We start from the raw sequence: 20173 nt of genomic DNA, 5'->3' as shown, positions 1-20173 counted from the left end.
TCTGGTCCTTACCTTGATGAATTAGGCTGAAAAGCGCCCATTCGGGTGAAGTCATCACTGTCCTTGAGATGCTCCGAACCAGCCCAGAGTTTTGCCACAACCGATGTCAGCGGATTGTCCACGCCTGCGCGTTCAGCCATCTCTTGTGCCAGCCGTACATCCTTGCGCATTAACCCCATCGAAAAGCCGCTGTCGAAACGGTCGTTCATTATCCAGGTTGGAAAGTGAACTTCGCTGATCATGGATTTACCGGAAGCGGCGTTCAGAACACGGAGGGCCGATTCAGGGCTTATTCCAGCGGCAAGTGCAAGTTTCAGGCCTTCGCTGGTTGCCACCATATGAGCCGCAGCCAGCAGGTTGTTGACAAGTTTTGCAACATTACCTGCTCCGCTAGGCCCCACATGCAGGGCCTTGGCAGCCATTGCCTCGATAACCGATTGCGCCAGCGCCAGATCAGTATCGCTGCCCCCGATCATCATCGTCAGTTTGCCGGATGCGGCTCCGGCCGGGCCTCCGCTCACAGGAGCATCAAGAAAGCCATGTCCGAGTGAAGCAAGCCTCTGTGCCAGCGCGCGGCTGACATCCGGCTCGGAGGTCGACGTGTCGATAATGACTACGCGTCTGCGCCCGCCCGTCAACTGATGGATATGCGCGTTGACCACATTCTCGACATCCTGAGCCGTCGGAAGAGAGAAAACCAGAAACTCAGATTCTTCGAAAAGCATCTCGAGTGTGTCTGCAGGCATCACTTTTGATGCTCGGGCAAGTGTCTTGCGCTCAGCTGATAGATCGAACCCCAGCGTAACGAACCCTTTTGCCACAAGGGTCTGAGCCATGCCGAGCCCCATACTGCCAAGACCAACAACACCGACTACCGGCTTTTCAGGTTGCGCCATTCCATGTCTCCATTGTTCATCGACCAACCCTCAGATTGGTCGCATCATTAATGGTGAAAGGCTCGCACCAAAGGGGGCAGAGGCATAGCCGGTTTACAGGCAACGCTGCGTCTCATCCGACGCAACAGTCCGTTGAAGGATCTATCGAAACGCTGCCATGTTGTTGGAGAGAAACCCGCTCAGTCGCTCGACTGAAAGCGGTAAACGGCGCCGGGCCCGCACCATCAGGTGTGCACTAGCTTCGGCCAGTAGCGGATCTGACAATTCGCGTATCGCTACGGCTCCGCGTTCCAATTCGGTAGAGACGGCAAAGCGCGGCAAAAAAGTAATGCCAAGCCCGGCAACTACGAACCGTCTCAAAACATCTATCGATGTCGTTTCGACAACGGGAGAGATTGCAAAACCGCGATCGGCGGCAACACGGGTGACCAACCGGGTAATGCCATGGCCAGGTCCTAGTAACGCATTGGGCAGACCCGAGCAGTCAGCCAGTTCCAACCTGTCTTTGGCCAATAGAGGGTGCTCTGGCGGTGCGACCAGACAGAGCGGCTGTTTCGAGATTGCAAGCGAGCGAACCCTTGCATCGACCAGCGGGTTGTACGCAATTCCGATATCTGCATCCCCGTTGGCAATCCCGTCCAGAACGCTTTCCGTGCCGCCGAGCTGCATGTCGTACTGCACATCAGGATAGATTTTGACGAATGAACCAAGTCCATATTGCAAGATATCGGCGAGAAATCCCTCCCCGCAAAGAATGCGGACACGCCGTTGTTGCACGCCCCTGAGAAACCCGAGTTGTTCGGTAAGCAGGCTATGCTCTTCCAAAACACGTCTAGTATGCTCCAGAACCAACTCGCCCGCTTCAGTCAACGCCATGCCGCGCGCATTTCGTTCAAACAGAGTCAAGCCAATCTTGCGCTCGGTTTCGGCGATCTGACGGCTCACGACGGAAGGTGCAACGTTCACATGTTCGGCTGCACCTCTGATTGATCCGATCCGGACCACCGCCATGAACATCCGCAATTCTTTTGCATCAAGCGTTTCCATGGCATCATTTTGCTTCGTTGGTTTCTAGGTTGAATAGACTATAGAAACAGGGCCAGACAGTAATCAGCTGGCCGCCAGTTCACTTGTAACCAGTTTGATCCAGAAATTGGCGCCTATTGGCAGCAGGGCGTCATTGAAATCGTAATAGGACGAATGCAAGCCCGGATTGGTACCGTCGCGACGACTACCAAGCCAGAAATAACAACCCGGCTTCTCCTGCAGCATAAATGCAAAGTCTTCCGCCGCCATGCTTGGGGCTTCGTCAAGAACCTTGAGACCAAGATCGGGCGAAGCAGCCAGGTTCCGGATTTTGCGGGCATTGTCAGCTGTATTGATCGTCGATGGATAACGTTCTTCATAAGCAACACGCGCCGTGCAGTCAAAGCCTTCGGCAATTGAAGTGGAAATCGCCTGTATCCGGCGGACAATCGTCTCCCCGACGTCAGGTAAGAACCAGCGAGTAGTTCCACGGACGATCATACTTTCCGGAATGACGTTCCAGGCATCACCGCCATGCATCTGCGTTACCGAAACAACCGCAGATTCCAGTGGCGAAACATTCCGGCTGACAATGGTTTGCAATGCCGTGACCAGTTGCGCGGCGGCGACCACCGGATCGGCGCCTTCATGTGGCATCGCTCCGTGCGCTCCCTTGCCGATCAACTCGATCTCGAACGTACCGAAGGCTGCCATCATCGCATCATCGCGGGCAACACAGGTGCCAACATCCAGTGCTGGCCAATTGTGAAGACCGTAAACCGCATCAACCGGAAAGTCCTTAAACAGCCCTTCGCGCACCATTTCGCGACCGCCACCTTCGTTCTCTTCCGCCGGTTGGAAAATGAAGTGCACAGTTCCATCAAAATCAAGTTTGCTGACAGCTTTTGCTGCAGCAAGAGCCATGGTTACATGCCCGTCATGACCGCAGGCATGCATTTTACCGGAAGTCTCCGACACATAATCGACACCGCTCTTTTCGACGATTGGCAAGGCATCCATGTCGGCGCGGATACCGATTGCGCGTTTCGATGTCCCTCGCGTCAAGCTACCAATCACGCCCGTACCAGCAAAACCGGAGCGAACGCTAAATCCCCAGAGCTGAAGTTTTTCGGCTATGAAGGCTGAGGTCCGGTTTTCCTCGAACGCAGTTTCGGGATGTCGATGGAGATCATGGCGCCAGGCCGTCGCTTCTGCCAGATCTGTTTCGCTGAGAAAAATAGGCATAATATCGTTTCCCCTACACGTTCGTGGCAGGCCCGGGATCGAACCTGCCACGCGACGGTTTAACCCGTAATGCGCAATACCAGATCAGCGACTACCACCGAACCAAGATAGGTGCCGATCATTACGCAAATAGCGACGATGACAATTTTCCATCCGGAGCGGCGGGCAATCTCGAACTCGTTACGCGTCAACGCCAGCCCTCCGTAGGCCAGCGCCGGTGTTGCGAGCGCCAGGAAATTTAATTCCCCGACATTCGCCAGAACATAATCAGCGCCCGGAACGCCCGGAATAGTGATGATAATGGCGATGAGGGAAACCCATGCTACACTCGGCAAATAGAAAGGCATAAAGCGGGCCAGCATCAAGCCACCGATAGATGCTGCATAAAGCACGAGCATGCCGGGCAGCGCCTGGATCGGCGTCACATTTGTTCCGACCCAGTTTGCAACCAAACCCAGAAAGCATGCAATGACCAGGAGCAAGGCATTTTCGACAATATCAATCTTGCGTTCGTCAGTTGTCTCGACGGATAAAGTCAGGTTGTCGATTGTATTCTTCATTGATTTGGAAGTCATCCGTCTCTCCCTTATGCCGCGTTGCAATATTCTTCGGGGCGGCACTTCTTATAAAGCCATTCTGTGAGCGGCAACGCCACAAAGAGGCCTACATAAAGTCCCGTTGCATAGGTGAGGATGTTGCTCGCAGCAGCAAGAGCTAGAATGAGATCTTTCTTTTCTGGCAAAACACTCACCAGTCCACCAGTGCAGGCCGCGAGCATACTGCCCGAACCAACACCGCACGACATGGCCAACGCACGAAAATCGAAAATTCCCAGACCGTTGACTAGCGGTGGCATCAAGGCAAAAACGAACGTGCCAATCAACGTTCCGGTAGCGTATACCCCCATCACTCCAGCGCCTTCCGGACTATCCAGACCGTACTTGTCGGCAATAAGCGCGAGATTGGGCTCGCGATCGATGGAGTAGGTCGCCCCGATCGTTTCTCGTCCCATACGCAGCAGGAATACGGCGATAGGAAAAGCGACGGCTATAGTCCCCAGATTGCCGATTTCCTGTAAAATCAAAGCAGGTCCCGCAGCAATGATGTTCTCGATTTGAGGACCAACCGTCGTGCCGAACTTGGCAATAAACGGCATAATAGAAATGGTGATCATAGTGCCTGACAGTTTGACGGAATCGGACTTCAGGACTTTTCCCGTCGCCTTCAAGATACTCGGGTTCAGAATGACACCAAGAGTAAACGCATACAGCATCGGCAGGAAAATTACGGCGCCTATCCCAATAGATATTTTCTGAATGCCAACCAGTTCTGAAATACAGATGATCGCCAATACAAATACATGCAACCAGATATGTCGCATCGCAAATACATTGTTCCCCTTCACGCGGGCCTCCTTGTTTTTCTTCATACGCGCTCTGCTTCAGTATGATGAGTTTGGATTCAAGTACCAGCCTCAGGACAAGGAACACAGCGTTGCAATTGCAACAACACCGGAACTCGGCACCCCATATAGATCAGGCAATACGATTGATCTCGTTGAGCGTCGTTTCTGCCTTCGAGCTGGATAGCAGCGACGAGGCGCAAGATGCGAGCCAGAAGAATGACCAGGCGCGTTCAAGGAAGGCTTTTGGCGAGGCCGACAATAACGACTTGGAACTGTGGAACACGCCAACAGTCGAGGGGTGATTGAGAAAATTCGGAAGACAGGTCGCTTCTTTGGCCATCAAACCGATGGATATTTCCGCCAATTAAAAGCCAGGCCGCGCGCCATGCAAGGAAATATCGTAAAAACAGGCACCGGCAAACTGTTTGCCGGTGCCTGTAAAACTGGCGGTTACATTCTAGAACCGCACTCGGAAGCCCAGTGTACCTTTGTAACTATAGCTATCGGCGAAGTTTTCGAGACTGGTATTGACAGATCCCTCGCCATAGATCGAGTATTTGTCTCCGCTCCAGTTATAGCTGCCACCCAGACCGATACCACCCCAAAGACGTTCGTTCTTGCTGGCAAAACTCGTTCTTGAAACATCGACCTTGGTTCCATCGAGGAACTCGTAATAGACGTTCGCGATACCATAGAGGTAGGTTCTGTCGATGAGGCCGCTGGCGTTGTACCAGGAGTTCTGGTGTTCAACAGCCAGTCCGATGCGGCCCTGCAGGCTCTCACCGCGATCAAGGCTGATCCGCGCACCGAAGGCATCATTGAAGCTGTCGAAATCGACATTCGAGTAGGTCAACTGTGCCTGTGGCGTAACCGACCAGTTCTGATCGATCGCTACCCGCTTGCCGCTTTCCGCAGAGAAGGCATAACCCAAACCGTTGTTCCCGTCTGCCAGTCCCATATTGGCAAGATCAGACATAAGATCGCTGTCATACCAGGTAACCTGAGTCTGGCCATCAAGGTAGAAGCCGTTATCGCCATACCAAGTCAGCGTACCGCCAAAGCCGTAACCGTCGGTCGAAATTTCGCCGTTCCCGTAGACCGAACGTGTTTTGGCCTTACCGTGAGTATAGTGAATAGTGATCCCGCCAATCAGCTTTCCGTTTTCCTTCTCAGCCAGCATGCCTTCGAGGCCAGCCTGCAGTTTGAGTGTGTTGAAACTGTAATCCGTCCCAGACGTGGAAAAACGTGGATCGGCCTTTGTGTGAGCGCCTTCAATGCGCCCCCACACGCCGTTACCCTCAATCAGATTGCCAGCTTCTTCTGCTGGAGCATAGGGAGAGCCGACCGGATCAGCGCCTTCTGCGAGCATGATATTGCCTGCATTGCTCCAGTAGCGATTGCCGACGCGCTGTTGCAAAGTAGGCAGGCCGTTCAGGCCCAGCAGAAGCTGTGGATAGGCTTCGTAACCAGGGACACCCGGCTGGTAGAGTGGGACTTCCTCGCCGCCATCACCATCATCGCCGCCATTTGTTCCACCGCCATCAATAGGGTTCTTGATAGTCGAGCGCAGATACCAATCGCCATCGTTCGGATTGGTTTTGCCGTTTTTGTAGAGTTGATAGGCATAAGCACCACCGACAACGGCTGGTGCGCCCTGAAACTCATAGTCGCCCATCAACATAAATGTTGCATTGGACGCGCCAGCAATGTCGACAATCTTGATGCCCTCATTCGTCTGGGCGCCGCTGCCATTGATATTCTTGACAGCCAGAACGCCAGTTCCACTCGTGTTGCCATTGACGACCAGTCTGTCTGTTGCGGAACTGTCGTTGCCAAGCGCGGTTCCGATCCGAACGGTCCCGCCATTTCCGGTATAGTCGCTGGTCACGATTAACGTGGTCCCTGCTTCCGGTCCAAGGTCAACAATTCCTGAATTGCTCAATGATTTGAGCGACTGGTTGAAATCATTGAGTGCCAGAGTACCGGTCTGGGCCACAGTGAAATCAGAGTTGGAGCTGAAATAATTCACTCCGCCCGCCGCGAGCGTTCCCGCCTCGACAGATGTCGCGCCCGAGTAGGCACTCTGATTGTTGAGAATGGTGACGCCGGATCCGATCTGCCTAACATTACCTGTTCCGGAGATCACGCCATCGAACACGAGTGCGTCAGACCTGTTGAATGCCAGAATACCTTTGTTGTTGACGTCGCCGACAATTGAGCCCGATGTCCCGCCATCGCCAAGCTGAAGCAGCCCTGATGCAATGGTGGTGCCGCCACTGTAGGTTCCCGCACTCGTAAGGACCAGTGCACCGTCGCCGGTTTTGGTCAGTGCGCCTGTTCCGGCGATATTTCCCTGCTGGGTGAGGATCGTCCCCGCATCGGTTTCGATTGTCGCATTGCCAGCCCCTATGGTCGTCGCGCGATTCATCGCGATATTGCCGGTCGAATGCAGTGTGCCTCCGTTGATGCCAAACGGCCCGGAAGCTGCCCCTAGGTTTGCATCCGAACTGATCTGAACAGTTCCACCGTTGACCGCGGTTCCGCCAGCGTAAGTATTCTCGCCATTCAGGACAAGCGTACCAGTGCCGATTTTCGTTAGTCCGCCATTGCCGCTTATCACACCGTCATAATCGAGCCTCGTCGCACCAAACGTATCGATCGTACCACCCCGGGACTCAAGCACCGTAGCGCGATCAATCGTGAAATCGGTTGTCGTTCTCAGTGTGCCGCCATTAAAGGACATGCCACCCGTTGCACCACCGAGATTAACATTGCTCGCGATCTGTAGCACGCCGCCATTGATCGCCGTACCGCCTGTATAGCTATTGTTGCCCTGGAGAACCAGTGTGCCGAGATCTGTCTTGGTCAGTTGGGTGTTACCGGTAAGTACCGAGTTAATCGTCGCGGTATAACCGGCACCTGCAGCCGTACCATCACCCACACGGATAATCGACGAGGGAGCCCCCACTAAAGTGATCTGATCTCCGGTAACGACATAACCGTCGCTCGCAAACTGCATGCCTGCCGCACGAACTGCACCAACGCTATTGTCGACAGTTACAGTTCCGGCCGTAGCCATAAAGATGGCGAAGGCATCGTCCTGATATGGTGCGTTGATAGCTCCCGTTGGTTCGGTCCAGTTGATATTGGATCCACCGGACCCCGAACTCTGCCATGTGCCGGTGCCACCATTTACCGCCCCGTTGCCAATTGCACCATTTGATGCGGGCCACACGTCCCAATAGTTCAAATTCAATCCGCTCGTATTGACCAGATTGACCTGATTTGCGACCGCCGTCTGAACGTAGTAGCCGCTCGCGGGGATTGTTCCAACCGTCAAACCGTTATCGATCAAGGTGCCGTCATAGCTGATGACACGGTAAACACCGGGGTCGAACGATCCGCCCGGAGTGGCAACAACGTTGATCGTGCCGTCGAGGGTTAGGTTTCCATGAACTGTTGTCAGGTCGTTGAGTGCTCCCCCAACTACATTGGCCTGTCCGAAACTGTATTCGAGCGCCGAGCCATTACTAAGTGCGAGATCTCCGTTGATTGTCAGCGCTCCGGGAACGGCCCCTGCACGGCCCGGTGCAAGCGAACCGCCATTCTGTATTGTGACGTCGCCACCGATCGTGCCAGCACCACCAATTGTTGCGCCAGTTCCTACATCTGTCACACCCGTAGCAGCGCTTTGATTGCCATTCACATAAAGTGCGCCGCCCGTTACCGTAGTCGCGCCACCAAAGGCATTGGATCCCTCAAGGTTGAGCACACCGTCACCGGCCTTGGTAAGGCCGCCCGAACCCGTAATTGCCTGGGTTACATTGGTCGTGTTGTTATTCGTATCGAACGTGCCGCCACCGGCATTCAGAACAATGGCACGACTGCTCGCGAGATCGAACGAAGTGTCGAAACGCAGTGTGCCACTATCGAGAGTGACGCCGCCATTCGCATTGCCCAAGGCATTGTCGGCCGAGACAGCGATCGTGCCTCCATTAATTCTTGTACCACCAGAATAAGTGTTCCCAGCCGGGGCAGCAGGCGTCAAGGTCAGAACCCCAGTGCCGGTTTTCTCGACCGCGCCAGAGCCCACGATCTGGCCAATATAAGTGCCGTCGTCTGGTTGCGTGAAGCGAACGAGGCCGTCGTTCTGCACGTTATTGACGTTGTTGGCTATTACGGTTTTAACGGGAAGACTTTGCGCACGCGCTTCTAGAACGCCATCCGGACGAACGATCACGTTGCCGGTATAATCTTTATTGTTACCCGTCAGGGCCAGCGTTCCATCATTCACTGTAACAGTAGTGAATCCTGTGAGGCTACCACTTACCGTCCAGAGACCATCACCGTTCTTCGTCAGGGTGGTAAAGTTTCTGAGTGCACCCGCGAGGGTGTCGCTGGAGCCTAGAATACCTTGCAAAACTAGATCGTTAATACCGCCGCCGCCGTTAATATTGCCCGTTACGACTGAGTTTGGTTCAAAAGTGAGCGTATCGTTGCCCCCTGCGAAGCTCAGGTCGCCGACGACCTGAGCGCCAGTACGGTTGATGAAGTTGATACCGGCACCGCCGTTGGTCCCGATGACGCTACCGCCGCCGAGTTTCTGGATAGTTCCGTAGTTATCCACCGTATTCTTGGCGCCGGTTACCTGATCTTCGAACCAGATCGCCGCACTACTTTGCCCCTGAATCAGGCCTCGATTGATGATAGTGTTGCCGTAACCATGCACGTTGACGGCTTCGGCCCGCGTATTGGTGCCGTTTGCAATAACCCGGCCGCCTTGCTCGATTGTTAGCAGTCCGTTGCTGCCGAATTCAATGGTATTGGGACCGGTACCGAATGGGCCCGAACCGGATGGAGTGGAGTTGTTTGTGACGCTTGCGCCGTTACGGACATTGATCGTACCGCCATCTCCGATACTGATGGCAGGAGCGTTATTTGTGTTTATTCCTGCTCCTGACTGCACGTCAACAGACCGATTGTTATCCGAACGCCCCGTACCCACAGTTGCTGTCCACACTGCCGGTGCGGTCGACGTACAAACGGTTGAACTGCCCGTCGTTGTACATGCTGCCAGGGCTTGCGATGGAACCAAAGCAAGTGTTGCAGGAAGAAAAACAGTGAAGGCAAACGCCGAACACGTCGAAAGGAGGGCGTATTTCCGGTGCAGCATACTATTCTCCAGAATCAGCTAGTTTAGCTCTAGCTAACACATAGGAGTGCAATTTGTGGTAGCAAAACCGCAACACATGGCGATGTACTCGATATTCTCATTCCGTCTCATTGAAACACCAGGGGCGCTAAACCCTTACTGCGAAGCAGTATCAAACCAACACGAACCGTCGTGCCAGATGCAGTCCGTTGAACCCAAAAAGGATTTAACGATGCAATCGAAGTCTCCACGGGGCCACCGCAAAAACGGGAGAAGATATCTGCACGGTTCACGCCAGCGCACGACGCTTAAAGATTACTCTCCGCGCATGACCAGACCAATTTGGCTTTCCACTCTCCCAGCAACAAGCTCACTGCCGTGGCCTGCCGTCATGCCGGAGCTGACGTTTTGCAACATCGCGTGATTACATTGCAGAAATGACCGTTTAAGCACTCATGCCCACTTTGCGTAGCTTGCACCAGTTCACTTGGCAATCCCTCATACAGTGACCGTCGATTATGCAGTCAGCATGATTGTGTACACGGCCGCCGCTTGCACGGCTTTTGGCGAATAGACGAGCGGACAATGGTTTCCATCGCGCCAACCATTAAAAAGATTCTGATAATTTAATGTTTCTGGAACACCCGACTGCCCCGGATTATTGATAAACAGGCTGTTATCCCAACCCCCAACGTCGATCACCATGCGAACCGATGGCCCCGCCAGAACGGAAAAATCCGCAAGCCGATAGTTGGCATAATTGAGCGTCGAACTGCTTCCGCCGAGACCGATTGGCTGCAAGGACCAGTTTTCTTCCGTCAGTTCCTGTAAAGGGTGCTGCAAATGCAGCTTGTGGATATGCCCCCATGACCATTGTTCGGGATCGGAGCCCATCATAACTTCGCATTCGGCAAAGCCATCGTTGAGGCTTTGGACAATCTGTTCGGCCATCTGCGCATCGCCATGCGCCCCTTCCAGCCATACCACGATGCTCGGCGCATCGAACGGGAAGAGCAACGGAACTATCTGCGGCGTCGCACCTTCCGTCCGGGCGGCAAGCGGGCCGAGATGTTTACTGAACCAAACCTCGAAGAAGGCAGCGGCGGCGGACCCAGGCGTGAGATCGCCATCCCAGTTTTGCAGCAGCCGCCATACAGGCATCTCAGTAACCGCCAGCATGGTCGACAAACAGGCGAGCACACGCCCGGCAATCGGTGAGAAAGTCGAGCATTGCAAGTGTGCGCAATCCGCAAGCGAAATCGGTTCGCTGCGCGACAATTCGCGATGAAGCGTATCGTGCCTGCTGCTGTCGAGCCACTCGTAACCTATGGCCGGATTGGAACGCGACCAATCGTCAGGCACGTTCATCGCATTGGCCGTCGCCACGAAACCGTGCGCCGGATTGATCTCGTAGGGTCCGGCCTGCGGCGGCAAATATCCGCCCCATTCATAACGCCCATCTCCCGGCACAGGGAGAAGTCCATCCCAATTGATGCGAACAGGCGTCGCACCGGATGGTTTCCAGGCGATCGTGTTGCTGGTATCGGCATAGATATGATTGACGGAGGGACAACCCCAACCTGCTAGTGCATCCGAATACACCGAATAGCTGGTCGCTCGCATGACGGAGAGGCTGGCCATATACGGTGCCATGCCGGCATCCATCCAGACAGTGCGCAATGCGAAGGCGCGATTATTTTTCGCGTCCTGATACAGGAGCGGACCGTGGCGGGTGAATTTAAGCGCAACCGTCTGATCCGGGCAACCCTTCACGGAAATCGGCTCCTCTATCGTCTGGACGCGTTCCTGGCCGTTGTCATAGGCATACAGATCGGGATCGTCCACGTTGGTCTGATAGACATAAATGTCTTCCTGATCTGCACCGAAAATCGTCAGCCCGAAAGCGGCAGTGCCGTTGTGGCCCATCGATATGCCCGGCACCATTGGTTCACCCGCGCCGATCACGTCCAGCCCTGGCATCGACAGATGAACGACATAACGGATCGACGGCAAGACATGCATGCGATGCGGATCGAGAGCCAGGATCGGGCGACCCGTATCAGTTTTCGCCGCCGATATGGCCCAGTTGTTCGATCCCTCCTCGAATGCGGCCCTGCCAATTTCACCGGACGAGGCAATCGAGGTCCATAGAGGTGCCTCCTCAAGTGTGGCGGCAAGCCGGTCCCTGGTGAAGGTCGCCGGGCTGACGGCAAGATTGAAATCGCGCAGAACCCGATCCGTCATGATCGCCGGATCGAACCCGTCGACCGGTTGCGGGTCGACACCGTGGGACAATTCTTTCCGCAACTGATCGAGTCTCGCGCCACGTTCGATTCCGGCTGCTGCCATCACTTTAGACCGCAGAAGCTCGGATGATGCATTGCGCGTAAGCGAGTGGGTCCGTACGCGCACGACATCCGCCGGCTTCCAGCGATCCGGCCGATGACCCAGCAGTACAAACTCCGGCGGCAGCGCTATCGAACCCGCGTCGCAGGCATCAACATAGGCATTGATGCCAAAGGCAAATGCGGTGCATATTTCTTCCGAATCCGCCCCATAGGCTTTCCATTCGGGAGCCATGTCGCCGCGGTAGAGCAGCAGTCTTGCAGCTCTGTCCTGTTCGAGATAACCGGGACCGAATTCGCGCGCCAGCAGGCCAAGACCGCGCTTACGCGCGATATCGATCTGCCAGAGGCGATCACGCGCGGCGTTCCAGCCCTGGGCAAAGAAAAGATCGTAAAGGTTGTTAGCCCGAATATGGGCAACACCCCACAGATCCACCGTGATGGCTACGTCCTGTTTAAGGCCGGAGACCTGCCGGGCATCCAGCCTCGTCGTATACGGCCTCACATCGACCATGGCCGCACCCGTCACGCTTTATTCAAGCCCGAGAAACAGGCCCGTATGGAGCCGCGCCCGTTCGACAAGGCTATCTTCGAAGATATGCTCGCCCAAAGTATGCAGGCCATCGCCGCGCACGCCGATGGAATCGAGCGTCGGGATGCCGAGCGCGCCAGTGAAATTGCCATCAGACCCGCCGCCCGAACTCTGTGCGGTCATGGAGAAGCCGATCTCCTTGGCAATGTCATTGGCGAAGTTAAAGAGCTTCATATCCTGCGGCTGTGCATTTTCCCACACCGGCCGCGTCACGCCGCGCGTCACGATGAATTCGACATCGTCTTTCATGCCCGCAAGTGCCATGATCCTCACAACGCCATCTTCGAGATCCTTCTGGGTCTTGGCCATACTAAGCACTTCGGCCTTGCAGTTCGAGGAAACGCAATTGACCCATTGTCCCGCCTGAATGACTCCGACAGAGAACGTGCAGTCATCCGAGGTGAGCGCTTCAATATCGATGATCTTTTCAGCCATGCGGCGGATGGCGGAGCGGCCTTCCGTCAATAGCCAGCCGGCATGGCTGGGCCGTCCGACCGTCTCGAGATTAAAGCGGGCAATCGCATAGCGACCCACCACAGCACCACCATCGCGCCGTGCAGGTTCGGGCACCAGAACATACTTGTTCTTGAGAGCTTCGTGCTCAATCAGATCACGCGTCGAGGGGGTTCCGACTTCCTCATCGGGCGTCAAAAGGAAAGTGACGGGCAGTTTCGTTGTCAGTCCCGAGCGAGCGATCAGGCGCATGGCTTCGAGAGCGACGAAATTCCCGCCCTTCATATCCTGGATGCCGGGGCCATAAATCCTGCCAACTTCGCGGCGAAAGGGATTTACATTAATGACGCCGAGCGGATGTACTGTATCGAGATGACCGGACACCAGAACGCCCGGCTTGCCCTGATCCGCATGCGGGAAGCGTGCACGCAGAGAGCCGCCAAACCCCATGCGTCCGGGAATGAATTCGATGCTCGCACCCGCGGCGGCAAAATCATAAGCGGCAACGTCAACCATGCGGTTTACGGCGTCAGCATCAAAGGTCGGGCTTTCCGTCTCGATCCATGGGCGCAGGCGCCCGATCATCTCGTCGAGATCGAATGACAGTTCATGCGCACTCATGCGGCAAATTCCTTGTTCACAGGCAGACGAGTTTCCACGATCCGGGCATAGATCGACGATCCGATGGGCAACGTTGCGGGATCTAGGGTAAAGGCGGGATTGTGAAGGGCAGCTTTGCCGCCATGCAGCACATTGATGTAGGCACCGGGCACACGTGCGAGCATGTCGGCAAAATCTTCACTGCCCATGAAAGCCGGGCAATCGTCGGTCACGTTTTCCTCGCCCAGAACATCACGTGCAGCCGCGATATAAGCCTCAGCCAGTTCGTGATCATTACGCAAGACATCGAACACATTGCGAATTTCGACATCGACGGTAATGCCGTAGCCTGTCGCGACACCGGCGCAAATATCGCGCAGGCGACTTTCGGCAAGATCGCAGATGCGCTTTTCGAAATAGCGGATGGTACCGGTGATGGACGCGACTTCCGGCACGATGTTGTAAGCGCTGCCGGTGTGAAACTGGGTGCAGGAAACAACACAAGCTTCAGTCGCCGGAATGTTGCGAGAGACTATAGTTTGCAACTGACCGACCAGGTCGGCACCGATCACTAGCACATCGCGCGAATTATGCGGCTGGGCGGCATGGCTGCCTTTGCCGGTCAGCTTGATGTCGAAGAAACTCGCACCGGCCATGGCCGCGCCCTTGCGGATAACGGCTTTACCGAGCGTGCCCAGGGGCTGGTTGTGCATGCCGTAGATTTCATCGCACGGAAAGCGCTCGAACAGGCCTTCCGCGATCATACCGCGTGCGCCACCTAACCCTTCTTCGGCGGGCTGGAAAACGAAAACGGCATTACCTTCGAAATTGCGCGTTGCCGCGAGATATTGCGCGGCACCGAGCAGCATCGTCGTGTGGCCATCATGGCCGCAGGCATGCATGCGTCCGGGGTTCTGCGAGCTATATGGAACGCCGGAAATTTCGTCTATAGGCAGCGCATCCATATCCGCGCGCAGGCCGACCCGACGATTCCCGACATTACGCCCCTTCAGGATGCCAACAACGCCGGTCTTGGCAATACCGGTGTGAACTTCATCGAAGCCCCATTTTTCCAGAAGAGCGGCGACAACGCCCGACGCGTGTTTCTCCTCAAAGCCGATCTCGGGATGACGATGCAAATCCTCAAAAACCGCGCGCATCTCGCCGGCTTTCTCCTCAATAAACGGTATGATGGGCATGATTTCATTCCTGTTTAAAATCACTCGGAAAATCTTGGGGGGCCTGTGACCCCAATCAGACAACGGTTAGGCGACGGGTTGTCCCGCCGCAAAATCCCAGAAACGACCGGGAGCCGCTTCAATCAATGCGCGCGTATAGTCATGCGACGGACTTCTCAGCACATCGTCCGCATCCCCCTGTTCAACCACCTTGCCACGCTTCATCACCAGCACCTCATCGCAGATTTGTGCTGCAACCCGTAGGTCATGCGTAATGAAGATGATGGCGATACCGGTATCTTTCTGGAGCTCTGCCAGGAGATCGAGAACTTGCGCCTGCACCGACACATCAAGCGCCGACACAGCCTCGTCCGCAACCAGAATATCCGGCCGCAGGGCGACCGCGCGGGCAATTGCGATGCGCTGGCGCTGCCCCCCTGAAAACTGGTGCGGATAACGCTTCAAAGCATCTTCCGGTAAGGATACGATCTTCAAAAGCCGCTTTGCTTCCGCAACGGCATCTTCATAAGAGACACCGTAGTTAAGCGGTCCTTCGGTCAGGCTTTGTTCGATGGTCCAGCGCGGATTGAGCGAGCGGAACGGGTCCTGAAATACAACCTGAAGTTTTTTTCGAAACGGCTTCATGTCGCGCTTGCCAAGATGAGCGATGTCGCGGCCATCGACAACGATCTCGCCTTCCGTCGGCTCGATCAAGCGCATGATCGACCGCGCCACCGTCGTCTTGCCGGAACCAGATTCACCAACAATACCAAGTGTGCGACCCGGCTGGAGATCGAAGGTGACTTCGCTCGATGCCTTGACGCCGGGTTTTCTTTTGAAAATGCTGCCGCTCTTGTAGGTCATACCGAGATTACGGACCTGAATTATCGGATCGCGTCCCTGCGGTTCGCGCGCCGCACGTGGAATGAGGCTTGGTACCGAACTGAGCAAGTCTTTCGTATATTCCTGCTGTGGCTGTGTCAGCACCTGTCGAATTCTGCCATGCTCCACGATCTCACCGTTGCACATCACGCAGACCCGGTCCGCGATCTCGGCAACCACGCCCATATCGTGCGTGATGAACAGCACGGCAGTTCCATGCTTATCCTGCAATTCGGCAATAAGCGACAAAATCTGCTTCTGCGTCGTCACATCAAGTGCTGTCGTCGGTTCATCGGCGATCAGCAGTATCGGCTCCAGAATGAGCGCCATGGCGATCATGATGCGCTGTCGCTGTCCACCAGATAGTTGGTGCGGATAGCTCTGATAAATGCGCTCGACATCGGGCAGATGCACCTGCTCCATGATGTTTATAACTTTGGCGCGTTTTGCATCTGCAGACAATCCAGTATGAATATCTAGCACCTCGGTGATCTGTTCGCCCACCCGCATGACGGGATTGAGTGCCGTCATAGGCTCCTGAAAGATCATGGAAATGCGCCTGGCGCGGATTCTCTTCATATCGTAGGGCGACAGCTTGAGGAGGTCCTTGCCATCCAAGCGGATCGCGCCGCCCTCCACCTTGAGGGCATGCTTGGGCAAAAGCCCCATCGCCGTCAGCGAGGTCACCGATTTGCCCGATCCGGATTCGCCGACGAGGCATACTGTTTCACCCTTGCGGATATCGAAGCTGACTCCACGCAGGACGGGTGTGCCGCCCGGCAAGGCCACGACGAGGTTCTCCACCTCAAGCACAACGGTCTCTTGCGATAAATCACGATTGCGCAATTCCATATCAGCCCTCCCGCTTCTTGAGACGTGGATCGAGACTATCGCGCGCCGCATCGCCCAGAAGATTGATCGACAGCACGCACAATGTCAGCAACAGGCCGGGCCAGAGCACAATCGACGGTTTGATACGGAAGAACTGGCGGCCCTCCGCCATGACGTTGCCCCAAGTCGGAATCTCTGTGCTGATACCGGCACCGAGGAACGATAGGATCGCTTCGGTCAGGATCGCCGAAGCGACGATGTAAGTCGCCTGTACAATCAGCGGTGCCATCGTGTTCGGCAGAAGATGCCGAAACAGGATTTTCGGTGTGCTGGAACCGAGCGCCAACGCTGCTTCAACATAAGGCTCTTCCCGGGCACTCAGAATAATCGAACGGACCAGACGCACCACGCGCGGAATCTCGGGAATTGTAATCGCCACAATCACCGAACCGACGGACGGCCCGTTTAGCGCAACGAGCGCGATGGCGATCAGGATCGACGGCATCGCCATCAGGGCATCCATCATGCGCATGATGATCGCATCGGCGGTACGAAAGAAACCAGAGATGAGACCAATGAAGACACCGGCCGCAATCGACGCCGTTGCGGCCAGAAGCCCGATCAAGAGCGAGATCCGCCCGCCAAGGATCATGCGCGAGAAGAGATCGCGACCGTAATTATCCGTGCCGAGCAGATATTCGTCCGAAGGCGGTTTCAGGCGCATCAACGGGTTCATGGTCAGTGGATCGTGTGGCGCGATCCAGGGCGAGATGAGAGTGAGCAGAACGATTACGGCAAGAAGAACGCCCGCAATCAGTGGCCCGATACCGACGCGAGCGACGCGCGGCAACGAGAACAGGCGAAGCATCCAGTGCATGCCGGCCGATGTCGATTCAGAGCGCATCAATAACGAATCCTCGGGTCGAACAAAGTATAGGAAAGGTCGATCAGCAAATTGACGAACACGTAAAGCGCACTCGTCAGAAGGATCATGGCCTGAATGACCGGGTAATCGCGCGCGAGCACCGCATCCACGGTCAGGCGACCGATGCCCGGAATATTGAAGATGCTCTCGGTGACGACGACACCGGAGATAAGCAGAGCAAAACCCGTACCTACAATCGTGACGACCGGCACGGCCGCATTCTTGAGCGCATGCACGAAAAGTAGACGGCGGTCACTCACTCCCTTGGCACGGGCGGTTCGGATGTAGTCTTCACCCAGTACATCCAGCATCGCCGCACGGGTCATTCGGGCGATGAGCGCGATATAGATCGAGGCCAATGTCAGGGAAGGCAGGATTGCGCGTTCCATGAAACCACCGAAGCCCGATGAAATCGGCTTGAAACCCTGCACCGGCAACCAGCCGAGATTGACAGAGAAAATCAACAACAGCACATAACCGACCAGAAACACAGGCACGGAAAAGCCGAGAACCGAAAGGCTCATCACGAGATAATCGATCCAAGAACGATGTCGCCATGCCGCGACGACGCCCATGGGGATCGCCACAAGAACTGCAATGATGATTGTCAAAACGGCAATCGAAATGGTCGGACCGATGCGTTGCGAGACCATGTCCATTACCGGAACGCCGGAAATCAGCGATACACCGAGATCGCCCTGCAATATATTACCCATCCAGGTGAAATATTGGGTCAGGATCGGTTCATTAAGGCCCATGGCCTCGCGAATGCGTTCCAGTTGCTCGGTCGTCGCCGTGTCGCCTGCGAGGATCGCCGCCGGATCGCCGGGCGTCAGGCGCAGAAGAAGGAAAACGAAGATCGATACCAGCAGCAGAACCGGCACTAGCGCAAGAATGCGTTTTATCAGATAGACAGCCATATACGCGTCCCACGTGAGGCGGAACCGCAGGGGGGAGCCGGTTCCGCATTGAACAGGGAGCTATCACGCCAGGGAGATTTCAGCGCGATAGAGGTGGCAGGATTATTCCTCTGTCTTTTTCACGTTCCAAAATACCGGAACAGGCGAGCCAAGCATATCCACGATATTTGCTCGGCGTCCCTGTGGTGGATTATACTCGCCAAGCGGAATATAGAGCACATTCTCAAGCGTATGCGCCTGTATCTTCTCGATCACAACCTTGCGGTCTTCCGGTGACTGCGCGTTGATATAGTCCTTCTTCAAAACTTCGATCTGGTCGTCCTTCGGCCAGCCGAACCAACCCTGATCGCCACGGCCGTTGAGCATTACCGAATTGAGCGGCGTTGCGATTTCTGGAATCTGCCAATTGGTGAAGAAGATGTTCCAGCCGCCTTTCGATGGCTCTTCCTTGGAAGCGCGGCGACCGACCAGCGTCTGCCAGTCCATCGGCTGCATATCAACCGTGAATCCGGCCGCGCGCAATTGCTGTGCAGCGACGACAGGCTGAGGTGAAAGGCTGGTCACATCCGTCGGCTGCATCATCACAACCGGCTTGCCGTCATAGCCAGCCTTTTTCAGGAGCGCCTTGGCTTCTTCAATATTGCCTTTCGCAGTTATGGTTTCGGCGCCGATATCGGTGGCATTCGGCGTACCACAACCGAAAATCGCGCCGCAAAGCTTGTAATAGCTGGGGTCCGCCATAAGCGCGGCCAGTACCGGCTCCTGCGACATGGCAAGGAAAGCAGCGCGCCGAATATCAGGATTGTCGAAAGGAGGATGCTTGAAATTCAGGCGACCCATGGTCTGGTAGCCAAGCGGATCGCGCTTTTCCAGAACGACGGAATCGTCCCCGTCGAACAGCGGAACCAGATCAACCGGCACCTGCTCTAGATAATCGATTTCGCCGCTCATCAGCGCATTGACCGCCGTCTGCGCGTCAGTCATTGTAAGCCAACGTACCTTGTCCACATTCACGACCTTGCCCCCAGCCATCCAGCTCGCAGGCTCTTTTCGCGGAACATAATCCTCGTTCTTGACGTAGCTGACACCGACGCCCGGCTGGAACTCCGCAGGGACGAACTTGAACGGGCCCGAACCGATATGTTCGGTGATGGCAGTGTCCGCAGGGGTCGCTGCAATGCGGGCGGGCATGATGAAAGGGGGAAGGGCAGCCTGCTTCGACAGCGTATCGAGGAACGGTGCGAAAGGTTCCCTGAGCGTCCATACCAGCGTCTTGTCGTCGGCGACCTTGAGTGATTCCGAAATGTCCATGATTAGCTGGCCGCCCGCGTCGCGCTTGGCCCAGCGTTGCAGCGACGCCACTGCATCGGTTGCGGTAACTGGTGTGCCATCGTGGAACTTGAGTCCATCACGCAGCGTCAACGTATAGACTTTCTGGTCGTCGGAAATCGTCCAGTCCGCCATTTGCGGCTGCGGCTTGAAATTCTCGTCCACAGCGATCAGCACATCGTAGATCATATAGGCATGATCGCGCGTGATATGCGCCGTGGTGATAATTGGATCGAGCACACGTAGATCGGAATGCATGACAGCAGTCAGGGTCGTTTCAGCCCATGCATTGCCTGGTGTGTTGCCAGCACCGAGTGCGATCAGAGAAGCGGCTAGTCCATACTTCATCCGGCGAACAATTGGGCCGGAGGCAGGGGATTTGAAAAACAACATC

The 20173-nt window shown here is 55.5% G+C and carries 14 protein-coding genes; all 14 read right to left on the bottom strand.

Annotated elements, in window-relative coordinates:
- Window positions 1-8: 8 nt before the first annotated feature.
- Window positions 9-896 (bottom strand): NAD(P)-dependent oxidoreductase, encoded by an 888-nt coding sequence (locus AC1RHM_RS07405; protein ID WP_010660410.1) that lies wholly within the window; start codon window positions 894-896, stop codon window positions 9-11.
- 141 nt (window positions 897-1037) lie between these two features.
- Entirely contained in the window at window positions 1038-1943 is a 906-nt protein-coding gene (locus AC1RHM_RS07400; protein ID WP_010660411.1) for a LysR family transcriptional regulator, read from the bottom strand.
- Window positions 1944-2006: 63 nt separating this feature from the next.
- A complete protein-coding gene (locus AC1RHM_RS07395) occupies window positions 2007-3167 on the bottom strand; it encodes a M20 aminoacylase family protein (RefSeq protein ID WP_094515216.1) in 1161 nt (386 codons plus the stop codon).
- Window positions 3168-3226: 59 nt separating this feature from the next.
- Complete coding sequence (locus AC1RHM_RS07390; RefSeq protein ID WP_094515215.1) at window positions 3227-3742, bottom strand: hypothetical protein; 516 nt, start codon at window positions 3740-3742, stop codon at window positions 3227-3229.
- Window positions 3743-3753: 11 nt separating this feature from the next.
- Window positions 3754-4596 (bottom strand): DUF3100 domain-containing protein, encoded by an 843-nt coding sequence (locus AC1RHM_RS07385; RefSeq protein ID WP_094515214.1) that lies wholly within the window; start codon window positions 4594-4596, stop codon window positions 3754-3756.
- A 106-nt stretch (window positions 4597-4702) separates the two neighbouring features.
- Window positions 4703-4912 (bottom strand): hypothetical protein, encoded by a 210-nt coding sequence (locus AC1RHM_RS07380; RefSeq protein WP_094515213.1) that lies wholly within the window; start codon window positions 4910-4912, stop codon window positions 4703-4705.
- A 117-nt stretch (window positions 4913-5029) separates the two neighbouring features.
- A complete protein-coding gene (locus AC1RHM_RS07375; protein ID WP_235907486.1) occupies window positions 5030-9538 on the bottom strand; it encodes an autotransporter outer membrane beta-barrel domain-containing protein in 4509 nt (1502 codons plus the stop codon).
- 702 nt (window positions 9539-10240) lie between these two features.
- Complete coding sequence (locus tag AC1RHM_RS07370) at window positions 10241-12598, bottom strand: penicillin acylase family protein (protein ID WP_226622763.1); 2358 nt, start codon at window positions 12596-12598, stop codon at window positions 10241-10243.
- Window positions 12599-12601: 3 nt separating this feature from the next.
- Window positions 12602-13735 (bottom strand): M20/M25/M40 family metallo-hydrolase, encoded by a 1134-nt coding sequence (locus AC1RHM_RS07365; protein WP_151895734.1) that lies wholly within the window; start codon window positions 13733-13735, stop codon window positions 12602-12604.
- A complete protein-coding gene (locus tag AC1RHM_RS07360; protein ID WP_151612481.1) occupies window positions 13732-14913 on the bottom strand; it encodes a M20 aminoacylase family protein in 1182 nt (393 codons plus the stop codon). Before AC1RHM_RS07360 ends, AC1RHM_RS07365 begins: the two co-directional genes overlap by 4 nt.
- A 66-nt stretch (window positions 14914-14979) precedes the next feature.
- Entirely contained in the window at window positions 14980-16626 is a 1647-nt protein-coding gene (locus AC1RHM_RS07355) for an ABC transporter ATP-binding protein (RefSeq protein ID WP_151612479.1), read from the bottom strand.
- A 1-nt stretch (window position 16627) separates the two neighbouring features.
- Window positions 16628-17473, bottom strand: coding sequence for an ABC transporter permease (locus AC1RHM_RS07350; RefSeq protein WP_226622783.1), 846 nt, complete (start codon window positions 17471-17473; stop codon window positions 16628-16630).
- A gap of 35 nt (window positions 17474-17508) precedes the next feature.
- A complete protein-coding gene (locus tag AC1RHM_RS07345; RefSeq protein WP_151612475.1) occupies window positions 17509-18450 on the bottom strand; it encodes an ABC transporter permease in 942 nt (313 codons plus the stop codon).
- 102 nt (window positions 18451-18552) lie between these two features.
- Complete coding sequence (locus AC1RHM_RS07340) at window positions 18553-20172, bottom strand: ABC transporter substrate-binding protein (RefSeq protein WP_151612473.1); 1620 nt, start codon at window positions 20170-20172, stop codon at window positions 18553-18555.
- Window position 20173: the final 1 nt, after the last annotated feature.

Source organism: Brucella sp. GW823-FHT04E01 (assembly GCF_058796175.1).
Note: the sequence above shows the minus strand (reverse complement) of the source record. Positions and strands in the feature narration are given on the sequence as shown.